This is a genomic window from Allobosea psychrotolerans, from assembly GCF_002917105.1.
Taxonomy (GTDB): Bacteria; Pseudomonadota; Alphaproteobacteria; order Rhizobiales; family Beijerinckiaceae; genus Allobosea; species Allobosea psychrotolerans.
Genome location: NZ_PQFZ01000010.1, coordinates 21002 through 42504 on the forward strand (window position 1 = coordinate 21002; position 21503 = coordinate 42504).

Below are 21503 nucleotides of genomic sequence, written 5' to 3' on the forward strand. Positions count from 1 at the left end.
CACTGACCGACTGCCCTTGCGGCAGTCGGTGTTTATGCTATGTTCTCCTCATGAGCGAGAACGTGCAGACAGCGATGTTCGAGATCCTCAAGAAGGTTCAGGAGGACTTGTCTTCGTTTCGTGCTGAGGCCGACACGCGCTTCGAGCATCTTGAAGACCTCGTCCGCAAGCAGCGTCGCGACACCGCCGGCCTTCTCGTGATGGCCAAGGCCGTCACCGGCGACTTCGCCGAGCAGGTCGCCGCAATCGAAGAGCGCGTCGGGGTTCCCGAAGCGCGAGGCCGTTGAGCGTTCACGCTACGCGCCGCTTTCGCTTTGCGTCTGCCGCCTATCCGCTCTAAATCCTCCCCAGCCCTTGAAACCGCACCGGGAGGACCTCCGTGGCCCGTATTACGCTCCGTCAGTTGCTCGATCACGCCGCCGAACATGATTACGGCGTGCCCGCCTTCAACATCAACAACATGGAGCAGGCGCTGGCCATCATGGCGGCGGCGGATGCCACCGACGCCCCCGTCATCATCCAGGCCTCGCGCGGCGCCCGCTCCTACGCCAACGACATCATGCTCAAGCACATGATGGACGCAGTCACCGAGATCTATCCGCATATCCCGGTCTGCGTACACCTCGACCACGGCAATGAGCCGGCGACGTGCATGACCGCGATCCAGGCCGGCTTCACCTCGGTGATGATGGACGGCTCGCTCAAGGCCGACGGCAAGACGCCGGGCGACTGGGACTACAATGTCGGCGTGACCAGGACCGTAACCGAAATGGCCCATCTCGGCGGCATCTCGGTCGAGGGCGAGCTCGGCGTGCTCGGCTCGCTCGAAAGCGGCGAGGGTGAGAAGGAGGACGGTCACGGCTTCGAGGGCAAGCTCTCCCACGACCAGCTCCTGACCAACCCCGAGGAGGCGGTGAAATTCGTCGCCGAGACCAAGGTCGATGCGCTCGCCATCGCCATGGGCACCTCGCACGGCGCCTACAAGTTCACCCGCAAGCCCGACGGCGCGATCCTGGCGATGCATGTCATCGAGGAGATCCACAAGAAGCTGCCGAACATGCATCTCGTCATGCATGGCTCGTCCTCGGTGCCGCAGGACCTCCAGGACATCATCAACCAGTATGGCGGCAAGATGCCCCAGACCTGGGGCGTGCCGGTCGAGGAGATCCAGCGCGGCATCAAGCATGGCGTGCGCAAGATCAACATCGACACCGACAACCGCATGGCGATGACCGGGCAGATCCGGAAGATCCTCTCCGAGAACCCCGGCGAATTCGACCCGCGCAAGTACCTGAAGCCCGCCATGGAGGCGATGACCAAGCTCTGCACGCTGCGGCTGAAGGAATTCAACACCGCCGGCCAGGCGAGCAAGATCAAGCGCATCGCGACCACCGCCGAAATGGCCAAGCGCTACGCCAAGGGCGAGCTCGACCCGACCTTCGGCAAGCCGAAGGCGGCGTGAGCCGTCACGCGCATTGATGTGAAATGAAAAGGGCGTGGCGACCGATGGTCACCACGCCCTTTTCCGTTAGCCGACTATCATATCCGCGCCGTCATTCCGGGCGCAGCGAAGTGGCGGCCCGGAATCCATCGTAGAGTTCAGCACCCTTCGATGGATTCCGGATCGGCGCCGCATTCGCGGCCTGTCCGGAATGACGGTGAGGTTCCGAGTCAAACCATCACGACTTGATCAGCCCCGTCGTCCTGGGCAACCACAATGCAATCTCGGGGAAGAACGTCACCGCGAGCACGATCGCCAGCATCGCGACGATGAAGGGCGGGACCTCCCGGAAGATCTCCGAGAGCGGCGTGCCGGTGAGCCCTGCCATGACGAAGAGCAGCAGGCCATGCGGCGGCAGCGTCAGCCCCACCATCATGTTGAGCACCACGACGATGCCGAAATGCACGAGATCGATGCCTAGGCCCTGCGCCACCGGCACGATCAGCGGCACGATGACGAGCAGGATCGTGACCTCGTCGAGCACGATCGCGAGCAGCAGCATCAGCAGGTCGACGATCAGCAGGAACTGCGTCGCCGAGAGGTTCCAGGCCAGCAGGGTCGACTGGATCAGCTTCGGCACGCCCTCATTGGCGACCGCATAGTTGAAGACGAAGGCGCCGGCCATGATCAGCGCGATCATCGCGGTCGCCTTCACCGTATCGCCCATCACGACCAGCAACTGCGCGGGCTTGAGCGTGCGATAGACGACGAAGGCCAGGATCAGCGCATAGCTCGCCGCGATCGCGGCGGCCTCCGTCGGCGTGGTGACGCCGGAATAGATCAGCCCGAGCAGGATGCCGGGCAGCGCGAGCGGCGCCAAGGCCCGGCCGAAGACGGCCGGCATCGCGCCCCAGGACACCTTCTCCTCGCGTGGGAAATTGCGGCGGCGGGAAATGACGGCAATCACGCCCATCAGCGCCAGCGCCATCATCCCGGCCGGCACGAGCCCGCCCAGGAACATCGCACCGACCGAGGCATTGGCGATCAGCGCATAGAAGATCATCGGGATCGAGGTCGGCATCAGCGGCCCCAGCGTCGCCGAGACGACCGAGGTCGCCGCCGCGAAGCCACGCGGATAGCGGCCGTTTTTGGTCATCATCCGCGCTACGATCAGGCCCGGTCCCGAGGCGTCGGCGACGGCCGAGCCGCTCATGCCGGAGAAGATCAGGTTTGAGACGACATTCACCTGCGCGAGCCCGCCCGGCAGATGCCCGACCATGGCCGAGCCGAAGCGCAGCAACCGCTCGATCACCCCGCTCGCATTCATCACATTGGCGACGAAGATGAACAGCGGCACCGCGATCAGCAGATAGGAACTGTAGAGCCCGTTCATCGTCTGGTCGACGACGAGCCCGACATCCTGATGGGTCGAGATCATATAGGCGAAGCCCGCCGCCAGCATGGACAGGCCAAGCGGCGCGCCAAGCACGGCGGCAGCAGTGAAGACGCCCATCAAAACCCACAACCCGTCGGACATGCGTCCCCGTCTCCCGTCAGATATGTGAGCGCCAGCCCGGCCCGAGCAGCTTGACGATCTGCCAGGCCGAGCGCGCCACCACGGCGATGAGGAAGAGGCCGAAGCAGGAATAGATCAGGTCGAGCCGCAGGTTCAGCACCGGCGTGCGCTCGCGCCAGAGGAAGGCGATGTAGTCGAGCGAGCCCGGCAGCGCCCAGACGAAGATGCCGCCGACGAAGACGAGCCGCGCCAGCGCCATGACGCGTTTCCAGCGCTCCGGCAGCGGGCGGTAGACCAGATCGAAGGTGATCTGCTCCTTGTCGCGCACGACGAAGGCGTTGGCCCAGAAGATGATCCAGATGAACAGGATCACCGAAACCTCGTCGGCCCAGGCCGCCTCGTCATGTTCGAGATAGCGGGTGATGATCTTGTAGTTGAAGATCAGGAAGACGAGCGCGAACATCAGCGCCGGGACAGCGGTCGCGAAGCGCCGCAGCCGCGCGCCCCAGCCGGTTGCACTCTCGCCTTGCGTCTCCACCGCCGCGCCCGTCTGCATGACGCCTCAGGCCTCGGTGACGCGCTTGAGCCAGGCCATGTCCCAGGCCTTGGTCGCATCGGCTCCGGAATAGGCCTTGTCGGCCCCCTCGCGGAACAGAGCGAGATCGATCGCGTCGACGCTCAGGCCACGGCCCTTGAGCGCATCGATGATGCTGGCCTCGTCGGCGAGGCGACCGTCATCGCCCGCTTTGGCGGCCTTGCGCGCCGCCGCCTGCAGGGCCGTCTGCTGCGCCGCCGAGAGCTTGGCCCAGACCGGCTTGGCAATGGCGAAGAACACCGGCTGCAGCATATGCGAGGTCAGCACGACCTGCTCGCTCACCTCGTAGAGTTTTGCGGCGTTGAAGATCGAGAGCGGGTTCTCCTGGCCGTCGACCGTACCGGTCTTGAGGGCGAGATAGACCTCGGGCATGCCGAGCGGCAGCGGGCTCACCCCCAGCGTCCGGCCGAGCAGCAGCCATTCCGGCCCCGCCGGCATGCGCAGCTTGGTTCCAGCGAGGTCGGCCGGCCCCTTCACATTGCGCTTGGTGCGCAGGGAAACCTGCCGCGTGCCGAGATAATGCGTCGCGAGGATCTCGATGCCCATCTTCTCGGACACGACCTTGCGATACTCCTCGCCCATCGGCCCGTCGAAGACGCGGCGCAGATGGGCATGGTCCTTGAACAGATAGCCGCGGTTGAAGAAGCCGAGCTCCGGCATTTGCTGGGCCACCTCGAAGGTGGTCATCGTGCTCATTTCGAGGTTGCCGCGCTGCAGCGCCTGTACCTCGGTGCCTTGCTTGAAAAGGGTCGACGCCGTGTGGACGCTGACGTTCAGCCCAGCCGAACTGCCGTCGATCTCGGCCTTCAGGGCGTCGAGCGCCTTGGCCAGGAAATCGCTCGGCGGAGCCGCCGTCGAGATGCGGATCTGCACCGGCGCCTGCGCCGCGCTCCGCCCCGCATAGCCGATGAGCGCACCGGCCAGTGCGCCTTTGATGATCCCACGCCGCGTCGTCATCGCTGTTTTCCCCTCATTATGCGTTGTGATCAGGACGTCTCGTTCACAGGCCAAATTCACAGGCCCAGTTTCACAGACCCAGACCGCCCAGGGACTTGCCGCCATCCACGAACAAGGTCTGACCGGTGATGAATTTCGTCGCCGGCGAGGCCAGGAAGGCGATCGCGCCGGCGATGTCGTCGGGCGCGGCTCCCATCTCAGGCCGCGGCCTGGATGACGACGCTGAGCGTCCCGATGCCCTCGATCTCGGCATCGACCGTGTCGCCGACAGACAGGAAGGTGCCCTTGGGCACGCCGACGCCGGCGGGCGTCCCGGTCAGGATCAGGTCGCCGGGGTCGAGCGTCATGATCCGCGACGCGGTCGCGATCTGCTCGGCGAGTGAAAAGATCATGTCGCTGGAGCGGCCATCCTGCTTCAGCTCGCCATTGACCGCGAGCTTCAAGCCGAGATTCTGCGGATCGGCGATAGCCGAGGCCGGCACGAAACGCGGGCCGAGCGGGCAGCAGGTGTCGTTGGCCTTACCCGCCACCCAGTCGAGCTTGTAGAAGGTTTCCGGCGCGCGGTTATGGTCGCGGGCGGAGAAGTCGATCGCGACTGTATAGCCCGCAACATGCGACAGCGCGGTTTCGACGGAGGCATTGCGCGCCGTCTTGCCGATCACGGCGGCGAGCTCGATCTCCCAGTCGAATTTCTCGGTACCGATCGGCATGCGCACGGTTGCCCCCTCGCCGACGACCGCGTTGCGCGGCGGCTTCATGAAGAAGAACAGCCGCTGCTCCTCCTTCTTGGCGCCGGGCATGCCCATCTCGGCGAGATGGTCGAAATAATTCGCGCCGGCGCAGAGGATCTTGCCGGGGTAGAGCAGCGGCGCGAGACGGCGCGAGGCCGTGATCAGATCGGACGGATCGACCTCGACGGCCGCCATCGCCAGAGCTGCCTCGGCACGCGCCCAATCCGCGAACAGGCCGATGACGCTGGCCTGCCCGGGAAACCCGACCCGCGCCAACGACGGCTCCAGAGCATAGAGCTTGCCCTCCACCTCGAGGCAGGCAGCGGGCCCGCTCGCCACCTCGACCGTCGTCAGAGCCCACCTGGCCTGCGCCATCGCCGTCATCTCCACTCAAAGCCGCCTTGCTATGAGATCAGGATGATTTTATAAAATCTGCGAGTCAACATGAAATGTGCGGCGGCTATGGACACCCTGACGGAGAACCGCTCGCAAGCCGAGCGAGCCTATCAGCGCCTGCGCGGCGAGATTCTGCATGGCGACCTGATGCCGGGCGAGCGCCTGCGCGCCAACGACCTGCAGGACCGCTTCCAGCTCGGCCTGACGCCGATCCGGGAGGCCCTGATGCGGCTTTCCACCGAGGGGCTCGTCGCAGCCGAGACGCATCGCGGCTCGCGCGTCACCGAGACCTCGCTTGGCGCCTTCACCGACCTGATGGCGACGCGCCGGGAGATCGAGCGGCTCTGCCTGACCAAGGCGATCGCTCTCGGCGACGCCGCCTGGGAGGCCGAGATCGTCGCGGCCATGCACATGCTCTCGCGCACCCCCCTGCCCGCCTCGCAGGACGACCGCGCGGCCGCGACCTTGTGGGAGGACCGTCACCGGCGCTTCCATGCCGCCCTGGTCGCCGCCTGTGGTTCGGATTGGCTGCTGCGCTTCTGGGGCACGCTCGCCGACCATTCCGAGCGCTATCGCAAGATCCGGCTGCTGCACCACCGGGAAGCGCCAGCCGAGGTCCGCGACGTCAACAGCGAGCACGCCGCCATCATGGAAGCCGTGCTGGCGCGCGAGGTGGAGCGCGCCTGCGCCCTGCTCGACGCCCATCTCCACGCCACCCAGACCAGCGTCGTGCGCCTGTTGCAGATCGGCCTGGACACCTCCGAGGAGAAGTCCCGATGATTATCCGCTCAGCCGTGCTCGAGGGCGAGGTGCCCGAAGCCGACCGCGCCCATTTCGACCGTCAGATGCGCGAGACCGTGCTGCCGGCGATCCGACGCTATCCCGGCATCCGCGACGTCAAGCTGCGCTGGGCGGCCGAGCAGGAAGCCGGTGCGCCGCCGGTCTATGTCGTCTTCGACCTCCATTTCGACAGCCTGGAGGCGATGCACCAGGCGCTGGCGAGCGAAATCCGGCAGGAGGTGCGGCAGCAACTCGGCACGATCATGCCGCTGTTCAAGGGCCGCGTGTACCATCTGGTGATGCGCCAGGACGCCTGAGCATCAAGACGCTTGAGCATCGGCAGGAAATTTGATCGGGCCTCATGCAGAGGAGTCTCGCGCCCGAGAGGCACCGCTCCGCGTGCACTTCATGGCCGCAGGATGCCGTGAGGCTTCCGACGCTCCGGCTTTTCTGATTGAAGGAACGCCCCGGGCGTGTCGGCGCCCTTTCGCGAGAGCGTCGCAAGAGCGCCCATGTCGATCGTCTTCTCCGCGCTGGTCGCGGCCTTCGTCGGTTTCGCGGCGGCCGTCGCCGTAGTGCTTGCGGCAGCCCAGGCCGTGGGTGCGACGCCGGCGCAGACCGTGTCCTGGATCGCCGGCCTCGCCATCGCCAAGGGCCTCGCCAGCATCTGGCTGTCCTGGCGCCACAAGATCCCGGTCATCTGCGCCTGGTCGACGCCGGGTGCCGCCCTGATCGCGGCGACGAGCGGGCTCGACCTCCCGACCGCTGTCGGCGCCTTCCTGCTGGCGGCGCTGTTGATGATGCTGACGGCGGCGTTCCGCCCGCTCGGCGCGCTGATCGAGCGCATTCCGATGCCGATCGCGGCGGCCATGCTCGCCGGCGTGATCTTCCGCTTCGTCGTCGCGGTCTTCGACGAGATGCGGCTGAGCCCCGCGCTCGTATTGCCATTGCTCGCGGTCTTCCTGCTGGCGCGGCTGATCAACCCGTTCCTCGGCGTCATCGCGGCGCTGGGCGCCGGCCTCGTCCTGAGCTTCCTGGGGGGCCTTGCCAGTTGGCCCGCCGGGCCTTTGTCGTTGAGCGGCCTCGAATTCGTCACGCCGCGCTTCGATATTGCCGCCATGCTCGGCGTCGGCGTCCCGCTCTATCTCGTCACCATGGCGGCCCAGAACCTGCCCGGCTTCGCCGTCCTGCGCGCGGCAGGCTATCAGCCGCCGACGACGGCGAGCCTCTTCGTCACCGGCCTGGCCTCCTTCCTCACCGCCCCGTTCGGCGCCCATATGGTCAACATGGCCGCGATCAGCGCCTCGATCTGCACCGGCCCCGACACTCATCCCGATCCGGCCCAACGCTGGAAGGCCGGCGTTATCTACGGATTCCTCTGGCTGGCGATCGCGGCCTGCGCCGGCCTCCTGCTCGCCCTTATCATCGCCATGCCCAAGGCGCTGATCATCACCGTCGCGGGGCTGGGCCTCGTCGGCTCGCTCACCGGCGCGCTCGGACAGGCCATGTCCTCCGATAAGGAGCGCTTCGCCGCCGTCCTCGCCTTCGCCGTCGCGGCCTCCAGCCTCTCGCTGTTCGGCATCGGCTCGGCCTTCTGGAGTCTCGTCATCGGGCTTGGCGTCTTGACATTGGACGCACTCATGGGCCGTTTGCGCGCACGATCATGACCAACGCACCCACACCCACCCGCCTGATGCTCGTCACCCCGCTTGTCGCGGATGCCGAGGCGATGGCCTTCCGCCTGATGCAGGCTTTCGCCGGCGGCGACGTCGCAGCCGTGTTGCTGCGCCTTTCCGAGGGCGACGAACGCAGCAAGATCGAGCGCGTCAAGCGCCTCGTCGGCCCCGTCCAGTCGGCCAATGTCGCGCTCATCGTCGAGGCCCCGGCCCTTGTCGCCGCGCGCGGCGGGGCTGACGGCGTCCACATCACCAACGGGCCGGAAGCCGTCGCCGAGGCGCGTTCCAGCCTGAAGAACGAACGCATCATCGGTGCGGGATCGTTGCGCGCGCGCCATGACGCCATGGATATCGGCGAGGCGGGCGTCGACTATGTGATGTTTGGCGAGCCGCGCCCGGACGGCTCCCTGCCGCCCTTGGCCGCCGTGATCGAGCGCGCCTCCTGGTGGGCCGAGATCTTCGAGACACCCTGCGTCGCCTATGCGCCGGACGCCGAATCGGTTGCAGCCCTGGTCGAGACCGGAGCGGAATTCGTCGCGCTCGGCGCCTGGGCCTTCGACGAAGCCTGCGACATTCGCGCGCTGGTGACGCAGGCCAATGCCACCATCGCGGCCTACGCCGCCCGAAAGGCCGCGCGATGAACCGGGCCTGCCGCGGCCTCGTGCTCGCCGGCTTGCTCCTGGGAACGACGGCGGCAGTTGGCGCCGCCGAGCCCGACCTGGCTTACGGCGCCTATCAGGCCGGCCATTACCGTCGCGCCCTCGACGAGGCGCTGAAACGCATCGAGGCCGATAATAACGACGCCGCCGCCATGACCTTGCTCGGCGAGATCTATCGCCTGGGGCTCGGCGTGCCCGAAAGCCAGAAGATCGCAACCGAATGGTATGACCGCGCCGCCGCCCGCGGCGACATCAACGCGGCTTATGCCCTCGCATCCGCCCTCCTGGACGAGCGCAGCGGCAAGCGCGATCCCGAACGCGCCGGCATGCTGCTGCGCAAGGCCGCCGCCGCCGGCCACCCCGCCGCCAATTACAATCTCGCCCTCGCTCTGCTCGCGACGGGCAAGGAGGACGACGACAAGCGCGCCGTCGCTTGTCTGGAGATCGCCGCGAATGCCGGCATCGGCGACGCGCTCATGGCGCTCGGCATCCTCTCCAAGCAGGGCCGCGGCTTGCCCCAGAGCGAGACCAAGGCCGCCGAATGGATGGCCAAGGCATCCCAGGCCGGCAATGTGCCCGGCGAGGTCGAATACGCGATCATGCTGTTCAACGGCACCGGCGTCGCCAAGGACGAGACCGCCGCCGCCAAGCTCTTCCTGCGCGCCGCGAACCAGGGCAACCCGATCGCCCAGAACCGGCTGGCTCGGCTTTACCAGTCCGGCCGCGGCATCGCGCCCGACTCGATCGAGGCCGCCGCCTGGCACCTCGCCGCCCGCGCCCGGGGGCTGGACGATGCCGGTCTCGACCAGCTTTTCGACCGCCTCAGTCACGAGCAGCAGGGCCGCGCCGCAGCGCTGGCCGCGACCCGGATCGAAGGCGCGGCCTTGACGTCGCCCGGCCAGACGAGCAAGTGACCGGCTGAACTTCGAGGCTGACATCTTCAGCCCTCATCCCGAGGAGCCGCTATGCTGCGCCTCGGGATGAGGGCTCGGGACGTTCCAGCCAGCTCTTTTACATCTTGACCGGCGCCGCGACGCCGCCGTTCGACTGCTGCACCCTGAGGTATCGATGATCCGCTCCCCCCTGATGACCGTGATGACGGACGCCGTGATGAAGGCGTCCCGCTCGCTGAAGCGCGATTTCGGCGAAATCGAGAACCTGCAGGTGCTCGCCAAGGGCCCCGGCGATTTCGTCTCCAAGGCCGACACCAAGGCCGAGGAGATCATCCGCGCCGCGCTGGAGAAGGCCCGCCCCGGCTACGGCTTCGTCATGGAGGAGAGCGGCGTCGTCCACGGCACCGACGAGAGCAACCGCTGGCACATCGACCCGCTCGACGGCACCCATAACTTCCTGCGCGGCATCCCGCACTGGAACATTTCGGTCGCACTCGAGCGCGACAACCAGTTCATCGCCGGCGTGGTCTACGACGCCGCCAAGGACGAGCTCTTCATCGCCGAGAAGGGCAAGGGCGCCTATGTCAACAACCGCCGCATGCGCGTCTCCGGCCGCCGCGAGCCCGCCGAGATGCTGATCGGCATGGGCGTGCCCCATATCGGCAAGGGCGGGCACCCGCTCTTCCTGCACGAGCTGGGCGCGGTGATGACGCGCTTCGCCAATGTCCGGCGCATGGGCTCGGCCGCGCTCGACATCGCCTATGTCGCGGCAGGCCGCATGGACGCCTATTGGGAACGCGGCCTCAACACCTGGGATTTCGCAGCCGGCGCCGTGATGATCCGCGAGGCCGGCGGCACCTTCGGCACGCTCGACGGCAAGCAGCCGACCAGCGCCAAGGACATCATCTGCGGCAATGAAGTCGGCGAACAGTCACTGCGCGCCGCGCTCAAGTCGGCAGGCTGACATATATCTTTGCTCTTTCACGCTTGATCCCGGCGGCGCTGGAGGCGACAGTCCCTCAGGCGGCATGACCTGAACGGAAGACGAAGCATGGCGGATGAGGGCATAGCGGCCGAAAAGATCACGGTCGCAACGATGCGGGAGGAGACCCGCTTTTCGCGTCCGCTGCGCTATGTCGTCCGCGCGCTCCTGTTCCTCGCGCTGATCGGCTTCCTCGGCTATATCCTGCAAGGCGGTCTCGCCACCGCCTTCATGACCAATCCCGGCCTGAACGGCCTGATCCTCGGCTCGCTCTTCGTCGGCGTGCTGATCGCGCTGCGCGAGCTCTGGCGCCTCTATAGCGAGGCCCGCGCCGCCACCCGCCTCGCCGCCGCGCCGCTGCAGGCGGAGGTTCGGCGTCATCAGGTCATCGCCCCGCTCAGCGGCGTGCTGCCTCAGCTCGACAGGGGCAGCCTCGCCCCCGCCCAGGCCTCGACCGTTCTGGAATCGATCGCGGTCAGGCTCGATGACGGCCGCGAGGTCCTGCGCTATCTCGCCGGGCTGCTCGTCTTCCTCGGCCTGCTCGGCACCTTCTGGGGCCTGCTCGACACGGTCTCCTCCGTCGGCACCGTCATCAAGTCGCTGCGTACGGGCGCGGAAGCCGGCGTGCTCTTCGACGAGCTCAAGGCGGGCCTTGCCGCCCCGCTCGCCGGCATGGGCCTGTCCTTCTCCTCCTCGCTCTTCGGCATCGCCGGCTCGCTGATCCTCGGCTTCCTGGAGTTGCAGGTCGCCCAGGCCCAGCGCCGCTTCCGCAACGAGATCGAGAGCTGGCTCGGCACACGCACCGCCAGCGCCATTTCGGTCACCACCTCCCAGCCCTTCGCGGGCGACGCGCTGAACGACCGCTTCGACAAGCTCAGCGCCGCCATGGCCGAAAGCGGCGCCAACAACCGCGCCGCGACCCAGGCGCTCTCCAACCTCGCCGAGGGCATCCAGGGGCTCGTCCAGCATATGCGCGCGGAGCAGCAACTCATTCGCGACTGGGTCGAGGCGCAGGCCTCGCGCGAGAAGGACATGAAGCGCCTGATCGAGAGATTGACCGCCGACCACGTCACGGAGCCATGAGCGCGCAGACACGACACGCCCGGAACAACGGCCTGATCCGCAGGAGCCGCTAAGCATGGCCCTTTCCCGCTCCCACCGCCGCGACGAGATCAATTTCTGGCCCGGCTTCGTCGATGCGCTCTCGACGATGCTGATCGGCATCGTCTTCCTGCTCTCGGTCTTCGTGCTCGGCCAGTTCTTCCTCTCGCAGGAGCTGACCGGCAAGGATACCGCGCTCGACCGCCTCAACCGCCAGATCTCGGAACTGACCGACCTGCTCGCGCTGGAGCGCTCTTCGAACCGGCAGGCCCAGGAAAACCTGACCCTGTTGCAGTCGACACTCACGCGCGAGCAGGGCGAGCGCAGCCGTGTCCAGGGCCTGCTCGATGCGCAAGCCGGCAACGCGCCGGCCCAGCTCTCCGAAACCCAGAAAGCTCTCGAGAACGAGAAGCAGCTCTCGGCCCGCGCCCAGGCGACGGTCGATCTGGTCAACCAGCAGATCCTGGCGATGCGCCGCCAGCTCGCAGCGCTGGAGCAGGCGCTCAACGCCTCCGAGACCAAGGACAAGGAATCGCAGGCGCGCATCTCCGAGCTCGGCTCCAGGCTGAACGTGGCGCTGGCCCAGCGCGTGCAGGAACTGGCGCGCTACCGCTCCGACTTCTTCGGCCGCCTGCGCCAGGTGCTCGGCACGCGGCCCGACATCCGCGTCGTCGGCGACCGCTTCGTCTTCCAGTCCGAGGTCTTCTTCGACGCCGGCCAGGCTGTGCTGAAGCCGGAAGGTCGCGGCGAACTCGACAAGCTTGCCGCGATCCTGGTCGATCTCGGCCGCGAGATGCCCCCGGATATTCCCTGGATCCTGCGCGTCGATGGCCATACCGACAACCGCCCGATCCGCTCGCCGCAATTCCCTTCGAACTGGAGCCTCTCGACCGCGCGCGCAGTGGCGGTGGTCGAGTACCTGATCACGCGCGGCCTTCCCAGCGACCGCATCGCCGCGACCGGCTTCGGCGAGTTCCAGCCGCTCGACGTCGCCAACAACGACGAGGCCTGGCGCCGCAACCGCCGCATCGAGTTCAAGATCACGGAGCGCTGAATCCCTCTCGCGCGCGTCCTCGGTCGCCGCGACTTTGCGCTGCATCAAGGCATCCGCAGCGGATTGGCCGAAACTGCCTGCCGTTGATCCAGCATAGCGGCAGAGGCATTGGCCATGATCAGGGACATCGTTGTCGTCTTGGACGAAACCGGTCGGCGGACGGTTCCGTTCGCGCTCGCACTCGCCAAGGATCTGCGCGCCGTCATATCCGCGGTTTCGGTCGCAGCGGAGGGGCCCTTCGACGCAGCCGCCTATTCCGAGGTCCGCTATGATCTGGCCGTCGCCGAGCAGGAGAGCGCGATTCAGGCGGCGCAGGACTCAGCCGCAAGGTTCAAGCGGGATGCAGCGGCTGCAGAGGTTCCGCTCGACGAGGTCGTCCTCTGCAACCCGGATGGTGCCGGCGACGATATCCTGTACGCAACGGTTCGCCGCTCCGATCTGACCATCATCGAGCAGCAGGAGCCGGGCAAGCCCAAGCCCTCGGATCTCTATCTGGAAGCCCTGCTGCTCAAGGCGGGCCGCCCTGTCCTGATCGTACCCTATATCGGCCCCTCCGCTTTGCGGCTCGACCTTGTGACCGTGGCATGGGACGGCAGCGTCGCTGCCGCTCGCGCCCTGGCCGATTCTCTGCCGCTGCTGAGCATGGCGAGCAAGGTCGAGGTGGTGAATGTGTCCTCCACGGCTGACGCCAACGATGGCAAGGCGATCATCCGCCATCTCCTGCGTCATGGCATCGAGGCCGAGTACCGGGCTTTTCGAAGCGAGATCGGCATCGCCGATACCCTGCTCTCGCATGTGGCCGACAATGGCTCCGGCCTGCTGGTCATGGGCGCCTACGGCCATTCGCGCCTGCGCGAGGCGATCCTGGGCGGCGTGAGCCGCTCGATCCTGGAGGCGATGACCGTGCCGGTGCTGATGTCCCATTGACTTCGGCTCGACGAAATAGCCCCCTTCTTTGTGCCTCGTGCAGCCATGCGGCTGATGATGCAGTGATGGCGCGCGACGACTGAAGGGGCGATTCGATGCCTGTCCTGGACTGGCTGCCGACTGGAAAATTCGGGCTTGCGCTGGCATTGATGCTTGCGGCCTCGCCGGTTTGCGCCGAGCCCCGTGCCTCCTCAGTCGAAGGTTGCGCCGCTTGCCATGGCCAGGACGGGATCGCACGCGATAGCGAAGTGCCGCATCTCGCCGGTCAGAATGAACGTTATCTCGCCAACCAGATGCTGGCCTTCCGCTCCGGCAAACGCACCCACAAGGAGATGCGCTTCATGGCTCGCGCCATGTCGCTCGACGAGATCGCAGCGCTCGCTGCCTATTATGCGGCGCTGCCGCCGCGGTAGTGCCCTGATCGGGACACGCGACCAGAGCAATTTCCGACCCAGTTGGATCGTTCAATTGCTCTAGATCATTGTTTTAACGCGCTTTCTTCACGCGAACCGGTATCCACTTCGCTCGAAAGCGCTCTCGGAGCAGGATCTCAGCCCCGGCTCATGGTGACGAGCCAGTCGCGCAGGATCGCCGCCTCAGGCGACAAGCCGCCCGCCTCCAGCAGCCAGTAGTGCTTGTCCTCGTCGCAGGGCTGCTCGAACAGCGTCGTCAGGCTGCCGCGCTTGAGTTCATCGGCGATGAGCGAGGTCGGGCACAACCCGACGCCTTGCCCGGCGATGACCGAGGCAACGAGAAGATTGAAGTCGGCAAAGATCGGCCCGCCCCCGATCGGGGCGTTCAGCCCGGCTGCGGCGAACCAGCGCCTCCAGGCGGACGGGGTCTCGTCATGGAGCAGTTCGACGGCCAGCAGGTCGGACGCGGCAGCGAATGGGCCGTGCCGAACCAGGAATTCGGGTGAGCAGGTCGGGCGCGTGGCGGCGCTGAGGATCGCGGTCGCCCTCGCGTCAGGCCTGACCCCGTGCTGGATCAGCAGATCGACTCCGGCCTGCGCTGGGCTACGCGCATCGAGCGCATAGACCAGATTGAGCTGGATCTCCGGGTGCGTTGCCCGGAACAGCGGCAGGCGTGGAATCAGCCAGCACGTCGTGACCGAGGGCAGGCAGGCCAGGCTGACCAGGGTCCGGCGCGTCTTCGCGGCGATCTGCCCTGCCGCGAGCGCGATATGCGTCAGCCCATGCGAGACGGCGGCGCCGAAATCCCCTCCGGCGGCCGTCAGCGCCACGCCGCGCGGATGGCGCTGGAACAGCGGGACGCCCAGCCATTGCTCGAGCGCACGCACATGCTGACTGACGGCAGCCGCCGTCAGGTTCAGCTCGGCAGCGGCAGCAGCGAAGCTTTCATGGCGGGCCGCCGCCTCGAAGGCGCGCAAACCGCCAAGGGGGGGATATCTCATGCCATAAAGGCTAAGCCTGACTTACCCTTAGCGCAAGAAAATCGGAGATTGCGCCGGTGTTCAGGTCAGCTTTACTTGGCCTTCCCTGAATCTGGAATGCCGCCGCGATGCCTCTGCTCGACCTCAGCCATGACTTTACCGACGGCATGCCCGGCTTCTCGCTGCGGCGCGAGGGCGAGGTCAAGCAGTTCACCGCCGCAATCAGACCCTTCGTGACGCATGAGGCCTCCGCGCCCTTCTATGACGGCAAGGCCAGCTTCGAGATCACCGAGATGTTCTTCCAGACCTCGATCGGCACCTATCTCGACGCGCCGCGGCACCGCTGGAAGGAGCGCCGCGACATCGCGGCCTTGACCCTCGACGAACTCGTGCTGCCGGGGCTGTGCGTCAGCGTCGCCGCAGCGCGCCCCGGCGAGCGCATCGGGCTCGACCGCATCGACCTGCCTGCCGACCTCTCGGGCCTTGCCGTGCTGATCCGCTTCGGCTGGGACACCCATTGGGGACAGCCAGCCTATGACGACTATCCCTTCATCGACGCGGATGTGATCGAGGCGGTTCGCGGCCGCGGCGCGCGCCTGCTCGGGGTCGACACACCCAATGTCGATACCCGTCACGATCCAGCGCGGCCAGCCCACTCGATCCTGCTCGGCCAGGATATCCTCATCGTCGAGAATCTGTGCAATCTCGATCGCTTGCCGGCATCGGGCTTTCGCTTCTTCGCCGTTCCGATCAAGGCGGTCGGCGCGGCCGCCATGACGATCCGCGCCTTCGCCGAGACAGCTTGACGCAGGCGGGGACGAACAATGCCATCTTCACGGATTGGAACCATGCAGGACGCAGCGACGACAACAGCCCCAGCCGATGCCGCCGAGCGGCGCAGCAAGCCCGCCGTGGTGGTCTATCCCAACGCGACCTTGCCCCGCGTCGACATGGCGATGCTGCAGGCGGCGCGGCAAAAGCTGACCAAACTCGACGAGGTCATCGTTCCGCCGCGCGACGGGCGCGCCTTCCGGGTGCCCAAGGGCCATTTCTTCCGCATCACCAGCATCGAGGGCCCGCAGGTCGGCGATCTCAATCTCTGGAACGCCGACGATCTCTCCGAGCGTTTCTTCAGCGGCAAGACCCGCGCCTTGCACGCAACCCATCTCGGCACGGGTGACCTGCTCTGGAGCACGCTGCCCTCATTGCGGCCAATGGCGACGATCACGCAGGATACGCTCGGCTGGTATGGCTGGGACGAAGATGGCGGCGGCATCCACGACGTCATCGGCACGCGCTGCGACCCCTACACCAACCGGCTCCTGAGCGGCGGCGACTATCATCATTGCTGCCATTCGAACCTCGCCCGCGCGCTTGGCGCCGCCAAGGGCCTCCCGGCGCGCGAGGTCGAGCAACACGTCCACGACGTACTCAACGTCTTCATGTGCACCGGCTTCACCCGCGACACACACCAGTATTTCATGAAGGCGAGCCCGGTCCGCCCGGGCGACTACATCGAGTTCTTCGCCGAGATCGACCTCCTCGGCGCGCTCTCGGCCTGCCCCGGCGGCGACTGCAGCGCGAGTCATTCGAGTGACGAGGCTGCCTGCTACCCGCTCAAGGTCGAGATCTTCCGTACCGAGCCCGCCCTGCTCGCCGGGTGGATGCCACCGGAGCGCAACGCCTATTCGCGCACGCATGGGGCGGAGGGTTGAGGCCCTTTCCGTCATTGCGAGAAGGCGAAGCCGAGGAAGCAATCCAGAGGGACCTAGCGCTCTACGACATTGGATTGCTTCGCGGAGCCTGTACTCGGGCTTGCCGAAGGCAAGACCCGGGTGCTCGCAATGACGGGAGCGAGCGCCTCTAAGCCGCCTCCAGCCCGAATTGCAGCGCCGCCAGCCGCGCATAGAGCCCGCCGTGGGCCTTGAGTTCGGCATGCGTCCCATCCTCCACGACGCGCCCCTCATCCATCACCAGGATGCGGTCGGCCGAGAGGATGGTGGCGAGGCGGTGCGCCACGACCAGCGTGGTGCGCCCCTGCATCAGCCGGTCAAGTGCATCCTGCACCGCCCGCTCGCTCTCGGAATCGAGCGCGCTCGTCGCCTCGTCGAGCAGCAGGATCGGCGCGTCCTTCAGCACCGCGCGCGCGATCGCCAGGCGCTGGCGCTGGCCTCCAGAAAGCGTGACGCCGCGCTCGCCGACAATGGTGTCGTAGCCCTGCGGCAGGCTGCGGATGAAGCCGTCAGCGGCGGCGAGCCTGGCCGCGTTCTCGACCTCGGCGCGGCTGGCCTCGGGCCGGCCATAGGCGATGTTGTCGGCGACGGAGACGCCGAACACCGTCGGCTCCTGCGGCACCAATGCGAAGCGCTGGCGCCAATCCTCGGGATCGGCCTCCGGTCCGGTGACGCCATCAACGACGACGCGGCCGCTGGCTGGATCGTAGAAGCGCAGCGCCAATTGCAGCACCGTGCTCTTGCCCGCCCCTGAAGGTCCCACCAGCGCGACGCGCTCGCCGGGCCGGACCTTGAAGCTGAGTCCATGCAGCGCGGACAAGCTGCGGCCGGGATAGGCAAAGGAAACCTGCTCGAAGGAGAGTTCGCCACGTGAAGGCTGCGGCATCGGCCGCGGATTCGGCGGGGCGGCGATGGCGGGTTTCATCGCCAGGATTTCGCCGAGGCGTCCAGCGGCGCCGGCAGCAGCCGAGATCTCGCCATAGACCTCCGAAAGCTGCCCGAGCGAGCTTGCCGCCATCACCGCATAGAGGATGAACTGCGACAGCCGCCCGCCGGTCATGCGGCCCTCGAACACCTCGGTCGCACCGGTCCACAAGACCCAGACCACGCTGGCGCTGACCAGGAAGATCGCGACGCCCGAGAGCAGCGCGCGCGAGGCCGTGGCCGAGCGCGAGGCGTCAAAGGCATCGTCCGAGGCCGCTGCGAAACGCGCTGCCGTCTGCTGGGATGCCCCGAAGGATTGCATGGTGCGGATCGCGCCGACCGCTTCCGAAGCGAAGGCCGAGGCGTCGGCGAGCCGGTCCTGCGCCGCCCGCGCGCGTCGGCGCACCGAGCGGCCCGACAATACCAGCGGCAGGACGATGACCGGGATCGCGGCAATGACGATGGCCGAGAGCTGCGGGCTGGTGAAGATCATCAGGCCGAGCGCGCCGATCACCATGATGCCGTTGCGCAGCGCGATCGAGGCCGTGGAGCCGAAGGTCGATTTGATCTGCGTGGTGTCCGCGGTGAGCCGCGAGACGAGGTCGCCCGCCCGGCTCGAATCGAAGAAGGCCGGCTCGAGCTTGGTCAGATGTGCGAAGACGTCCGAGCGCAGATTGGCGACGATGCGTTCGCCCACCGTCATGACGAGGTAGAAGCGCGCCGAGCTCGCCAGCGCCAGGATCGCGACGATGCCGACGAGGACGAGGAAATAGCTGTTGGCCATTCGCTGCTCGCCGCCGGAAAAGCCGACATCGATGACGCGGCGCACGGCCAGCGGCAGAACCAGCGTCGCGGCCGAAGCCACGACCAGCGCCAGGAGAGCAAGCGCGATCCGGCCCTTCTGGGCCAGCGCATAGGGCCAGAAGGAGGAGAGCGAGCGGAAATCAGGCCGCGGTTTGGTATCGTCTTTATTGGCTTCGGCCACGCGTCTTTATCCTGTCATGCTTGCACTGCCGGCCCGCCTGCGCTATGGCGCTGGCGACTTCACAGACAGGCTCATACGAAATTATTCGACGGGCCGACTATCCATGCCCGCTGATCGAGGCAGGCCCGTTTTTATCGATTGAGGATTTCGCCATGAAGACCGGCATCCATCCCGACTACCACACCATCAAGGTCGTCATGACCAATGGCACGGAATACTTCACCCGTTCGACGCTCGGCAAGGAGGGGGACACCCTCAATCTCGACATCGATCCCACGACCCACCCCGCCTGGACCGGCGGCACGCAGCACATGCTCGACCGCGGCGGCCGCGTTTCGCGCTTCAATTCCCGCTTTGGCGCGTTTGGCGCTCTCGGCAAGAAGTGATTTAGCGGCGATCGGCTACGGTCGCCCCTGATCTAAATCAAAAAGGCCCGGCCAATTTGGCCGGGCCTTTTTGCGTTTCGGCGGCGATTGGTCGCGCCCGCGAAGGGACTTAGCGACCAAGCCCCAGCCGCGCCTGCAGGTTGGCGAGCTGGTCCTGCACCGGGTTGGCCTGCTCGCGGGCAAGGCCAGCGCCCGACATCTGGCCTTCGAGATGGCGGATGCGCTCCTGCAGGCGGACGGAATGTGCCATCAGATCGCGCAGCGTCTGCGGCAGGCGGGCCACCTCGTCATGAGCCGGCTGCCCTGCAGCATCGGACATCCTGACCTTGTTGTTCTCAGCGCGGGCCTGCTCGGCCGTCATCTCGCCTTCGGCGACGGCGCGCTGCACCAGGAGCCAGGAGGCGATCTGCATCAATCGTGTCGTCAGCCGCATACTCTCGGTGGCGTAGGTCAGCGCGACGTCGCGCGGCAGGGCCGCCGACTCGGCACGCCCGTCGCCGTCGAGATAGGACGCCGTCTGCTCGACCAGCCCCATGCCCTCGCGAAACAGCAGCATGAAGGCGTCTGATTTGACGAAACCGCGCGCAAAGGAGATCGCGCCATCGTCAACCTGCGGCTCCAGCATCAGCACATCGTTCATCGCGGTGTTCCCCTTCGGCACAACAGCGTCCGCGTCAGGGACGCGGCAACGCTTCAGGCCGACAACACCGCAAGGATAGCGCCGAAGCGCGATCGGGGCTGCGGTAAGATAGGGTTAACCTTAACGGGATAATGCAGCTGAAAAAAGAGCCGCCCTTGGGCGGCTCGAAGGTCAACAGGGAGGCGTCAAACAGAGTGGGCAGGAGCCACTCGACATCCAGACAAACTGGACAATCCGATTCATACTTTGGAATCGTTAAGAGACCCTTAATGACGCAAGGGCAGAAGACGTGCTCAGCCCGGTTTGCGGAAGAAGGCGTCGGCCGCCGAGCGCGAAGCATCCTTCTTGGCCCGGGCCTCGGCCAGCCGCTCGATCTCGGCCTTCAGAGCCTCGACACGCAGGTCGATCTCGGCCAGCGACAGCATCGAAAGATCCTGCCCGATTTCATGCACGGATTTCGGCTTCGGACGGTCATCCTCTGGAAAGATCGACATGGCGGCCTCACATTCGACAACTCGACGGCGGCGCAGAGTAGAGCATCGGCTACGAAAAGTGGGAACCGGTTTTCGGGACAAGCCGATGCAGGATCAAAGCACTACAGTGGCATCGCGCCCGCAGCTCCACTTTCATCCGAGGCGAGGGGCGGCACGTCCCGCGCCGCCCCTCGCCGCCCCTCTTTCGGACAGGACCCGAACCCGATGACCGCCTTGCCCCAGATGATGACCGCAATCGGCTTCGAGGCTCCGGGAGGCCCCGAGGTTCTCCAGGCCCGGAAGCGGCCCGTGCCGCAGCCGGGGCGCGGCGAGGTGCTGGTCGCGGTCGCGGCCGCCGGCATCAACCGTCCCGACGTGCTCCAGCGGCTGGGCGGATACGCGCCACCGCCCGGCGCCTCCGATATTCCCGGCCTTGAGATCGCCGGCACCGTCGTCGCGCTCGGCGAGGGCGCGAGCCGCTTCAAGCTCGGCGACAGGATCTGCGGTCTCGTCGCCGGCGGCGGCTATGCGGAATATGCCGTGGTCCATGAGAGCAATGCGCTGCCCGTGCCGGCCGGGCTCTCGCTGATCGAGGCGGCCGCCATCCCCGAGACCTATTTCACCGTCTGGACCAACGTCTTCCAGCGCGGCCGCCTGCAGGCCGGCGAGAGCTTCATGGTCCATGGCGGCACATCGGGCATCGGCACCACCGCGATCCAGCTCGCCAAGGCGTTTGGCGCAACGGTGCTGGCGACCGCGGGCTCCACGGAGAAATGCCAGGCCTGCCGCGACCTCGGCGCCGACCATGCGATCAATTATCGCGAGCAGGATTTCGTCGCGGCCGCCAAGGAGGCAACCGGAGGGCGCGGCGTCGATCTGATCCTCGACATGGTCGGCGGCGACTATATCAACCGCAACTACGACGCAGCCGCGGAGAGCGGCCGCATCGTGCAGATCGCCTTCCTCAACGGCCCGAAGGCGGAGGTCGACTACCGCAGGCTGATGATGAAGCGCCTGACCCATACCGGCTCGACGCTGCGACCACGCACCATCGCGGAAAAGGCCGGGATCGCAGCCGAGCTCGAGGCCAAGGTCTGGCCGCTGATCGAGGCCGGGCGCTGCAAGCCGGTGATCCACGCAACCTTCCCGCTCGCGGAAGCCGCCGCCGGCCACGCGCTGATGGAAAGCAATGCCCATATCGGCAAGATCGTGCTGACAGTCTGAGGCCCATCCTCCTTGCAAGCGCGGCAAAGCAATGACG

The 21503-nt window shown here is 66.6% G+C and carries 25 protein-coding genes; 16 read left to right on the forward strand and 9 right to left on the reverse strand.

The genetic code is table 11. The features are described from left to right. Positions 1 to 74 precede the first annotated feature (74 nt). Together CYD53_RS17155 and fba are read left to right on the forward strand one after the other, a co-directional pair. Positions 75 to 287 carry a hypothetical protein gene (locus tag CYD53_RS17155; protein ID WP_245928289.1) on the forward strand — a complete coding sequence of 71 codons (213 nt, stop codon included), beginning with the start codon at positions 75 to 77 and terminating at the stop codon, positions 285 to 287. Positions 288 to 379: 92 nt separating this feature from the next. Then, positions 380 to 1462, forward strand: coding sequence for a class II fructose-bisphosphate aldolase (gene fba, locus CYD53_RS17160; protein WP_103719310.1), 1083 nt, complete (start codon positions 380 to 382; stop codon positions 1460 to 1462). Positions 1463 to 1679: 217 nt separating this feature from the next. Here fba and CYD53_RS17165 read toward each other — a convergent pair whose 3' ends face one another. The 5 genes from CYD53_RS17165 to CYD53_RS17185 form a co-directional block, all read right to left on the reverse strand. Further along, on the reverse strand, positions 1680 to 2978 hold the full coding sequence (locus CYD53_RS17165; RefSeq protein ID WP_103719311.1) for a TRAP transporter large permease: 1299 nt from the start codon (positions 2976 to 2978) through the stop codon (positions 1680 to 1682). A gap of 16 nt (positions 2979 to 2994) precedes the next feature. Beyond that, a complete protein-coding gene (locus CYD53_RS17170; RefSeq protein ID WP_103719312.1) occupies positions 2995 to 3513 on the reverse strand; it encodes a TRAP transporter small permease in 519 nt (172 codons plus the stop codon). 6 nt (positions 3514 to 3519) lie between these two features. Continuing rightward, a complete protein-coding gene (gene dctP / locus CYD53_RS17175; RefSeq protein ID WP_181011915.1) occupies positions 3520 to 4509 on the reverse strand; it encodes a TRAP transporter substrate-binding protein DctP in 990 nt (329 codons plus the stop codon). A gap of 70 nt (positions 4510 to 4579) precedes the next feature. Next, positions 4580 to 4762, reverse strand: coding sequence for an SDR family oxidoreductase (locus CYD53_RS17180; protein WP_103719314.1), 183 nt, complete (start codon positions 4760 to 4762; stop codon positions 4580 to 4582). Beyond that, positions 4707 to 5615: a fumarylacetoacetate hydrolase family protein gene (locus CYD53_RS17185; RefSeq protein ID WP_103719470.1), complete on the reverse strand. Its 909-nt coding sequence runs from the start codon at positions 5613 to 5615 to the stop codon at positions 4707 to 4709. The genes CYD53_RS17180 and CYD53_RS17185 overlap by 56 nt, the downstream gene beginning before the upstream one ends. Before the next feature lie 87 nt (positions 5616 to 5702). Here CYD53_RS17185 and CYD53_RS17190 point away from each other — a divergent pair, with 87 nt between their 5' ends. From CYD53_RS17190 to CYD53_RS17235, 10 genes are all read left to right on the forward strand, one after another. Continuing rightward, positions 5703 to 6416, forward strand: coding sequence for a GntR family transcriptional regulator (locus CYD53_RS17190; protein ID WP_210202364.1), 714 nt, complete (start codon positions 5703 to 5705; stop codon positions 6414 to 6416). Further along, positions 6413 to 6733 (forward strand): EthD family reductase, encoded by a 321-nt coding sequence (locus CYD53_RS17195; protein ID WP_103719316.1) that lies wholly within the window; start codon positions 6413 to 6415, stop codon positions 6731 to 6733. The genes CYD53_RS17190 and CYD53_RS17195 overlap by 4 nt, the downstream gene beginning before the upstream one ends. A gap of 195 nt (positions 6734 to 6928) precedes the next feature. After that, positions 6929 to 8083, forward strand: a complete 1155-nt coding sequence (locus CYD53_RS17200) for a benzoate/H(+) symporter BenE family transporter (RefSeq protein WP_103719317.1) — start codon at positions 6929 to 6931, stop codon at positions 8081 to 8083. Next, a complete protein-coding gene (locus CYD53_RS17205) occupies positions 8080 to 8733 on the forward strand; it encodes a thiamine phosphate synthase (protein ID WP_103719318.1) in 654 nt (217 codons plus the stop codon). Before CYD53_RS17200 ends, CYD53_RS17205 begins: the two co-directional genes overlap by 4 nt. After that, positions 8730 to 9665 (forward strand): tetratricopeptide repeat protein, encoded by a 936-nt coding sequence (locus CYD53_RS17210; protein ID WP_103719319.1) that lies wholly within the window; start codon positions 8730 to 8732, stop codon positions 9663 to 9665. The genes CYD53_RS17205 and CYD53_RS17210 overlap by 4 nt, the downstream gene beginning before the upstream one ends. A gap of 154 nt (positions 9666 to 9819) precedes the next feature. After that, positions 9820 to 10608 carry an inositol monophosphatase family protein gene (locus CYD53_RS17215; protein WP_092167618.1) on the forward strand — a complete coding sequence of 263 codons (789 nt, stop codon included), beginning with the start codon at positions 9820 to 9822 and terminating at the stop codon, positions 10606 to 10608. Between the two features lie 87 nt (positions 10609 to 10695). Then, entirely contained in the window at positions 10696 to 11709 is a 1014-nt protein-coding gene (locus CYD53_RS17220) for a flagellar motor protein MotA (RefSeq protein WP_425428311.1), read from the forward strand. Positions 11710 to 11764: 55 nt separating this feature from the next. Further along, on the forward strand, positions 11765 to 12781 hold the full coding sequence (locus tag CYD53_RS17225; RefSeq protein WP_103719320.1) for a peptidoglycan -binding protein: 1017 nt from the start codon (positions 11765 to 11767) through the stop codon (positions 12779 to 12781). A 114-nt stretch (positions 12782 to 12895) separates the two neighbouring features. Beyond that, positions 12896 to 13708, forward strand: coding sequence for a universal stress protein (locus tag CYD53_RS17230; RefSeq protein ID WP_103719321.1), 813 nt, complete (start codon positions 12896 to 12898; stop codon positions 13706 to 13708). Between the two features lie 95 nt (positions 13709 to 13803). After that, a complete protein-coding gene (locus CYD53_RS17235; protein ID WP_103719322.1) occupies positions 13804 to 14121 on the forward strand; it encodes a c-type cytochrome in 318 nt (105 codons plus the stop codon). 137 nt (positions 14122 to 14258) lie between these two features. On the opposite strand, the gene CYD53_RS17240 is transcribed toward CYD53_RS17235, so the two are convergent. Beyond that, positions 14259 to 15122, reverse strand: a complete 864-nt coding sequence (locus tag CYD53_RS17240; RefSeq protein WP_103719323.1) for a LysR family transcriptional regulator — start codon at positions 15120 to 15122, stop codon at positions 14259 to 14261. Positions 15123 to 15229: 107 nt separating this feature from the next. Between CYD53_RS17240 and CYD53_RS17245 the strand changes: the two genes are divergently transcribed. Then, positions 15230 to 15907 (forward strand): cyclase family protein, encoded by a 678-nt coding sequence (locus CYD53_RS17245; protein WP_103719324.1) that lies wholly within the window; start codon positions 15230 to 15232, stop codon positions 15905 to 15907. 42 nt (positions 15908 to 15949) lie between these two features. Continuing rightward, on the forward strand, positions 15950 to 16816 hold the full coding sequence (locus tag CYD53_RS17250) for an urea carboxylase-associated family protein (RefSeq protein WP_103719325.1): 867 nt from the start codon (positions 15950 to 15952) through the stop codon (positions 16814 to 16816). A gap of 148 nt (positions 16817 to 16964) precedes the next feature. On the opposite strand, the gene CYD53_RS17255 is transcribed toward CYD53_RS17250, so the two are convergent. Beyond that, a complete protein-coding gene (locus tag CYD53_RS17255) occupies positions 16965 to 18743 on the reverse strand; it encodes an ABC transporter transmembrane domain-containing protein (RefSeq protein ID WP_103719326.1) in 1779 nt (592 codons plus the stop codon). Positions 18744 to 18895: 152 nt separating this feature from the next. Here CYD53_RS17255 and rpmE point away from each other — a divergent pair, with 152 nt between their 5' ends. Further along, positions 18896 to 19129 carry a 50S ribosomal protein L31 gene (gene rpmE / locus CYD53_RS17260; protein ID WP_069692997.1) on the forward strand — a complete coding sequence of 78 codons (234 nt, stop codon included), beginning with the start codon at positions 18896 to 18898 and terminating at the stop codon, positions 19127 to 19129. A gap of 109 nt (positions 19130 to 19238) precedes the next feature. Here the strand turns inward: rpmE and rcdA are convergent, their stop codons facing one another. Then, positions 19239 to 19769 (reverse strand): protease adaptor protein RcdA, encoded by a 531-nt coding sequence (gene rcdA / locus CYD53_RS17265; RefSeq protein ID WP_425428312.1) that lies wholly within the window; start codon positions 19767 to 19769, stop codon positions 19239 to 19241. Positions 19770 to 20062: 293 nt separating this feature from the next. Then, positions 20063 to 20263 (reverse strand): DUF1192 domain-containing protein, encoded by a 201-nt coding sequence (locus CYD53_RS17270; RefSeq protein WP_103719327.1) that lies wholly within the window; start codon positions 20261 to 20263, stop codon positions 20063 to 20065. 204 nt (positions 20264 to 20467) lie between these two features. Here CYD53_RS17270 and CYD53_RS17275 point away from each other — a divergent pair, with 204 nt between their 5' ends. Then, positions 20468 to 21466 carry an NAD(P)H-quinone oxidoreductase gene (locus tag CYD53_RS17275; RefSeq protein ID WP_103719328.1) on the forward strand — a complete coding sequence of 333 codons (999 nt, stop codon included), beginning with the start codon at positions 20468 to 20470 and terminating at the stop codon, positions 21464 to 21466. Positions 21467 to 21503 lie beyond the last annotated feature (37 nt).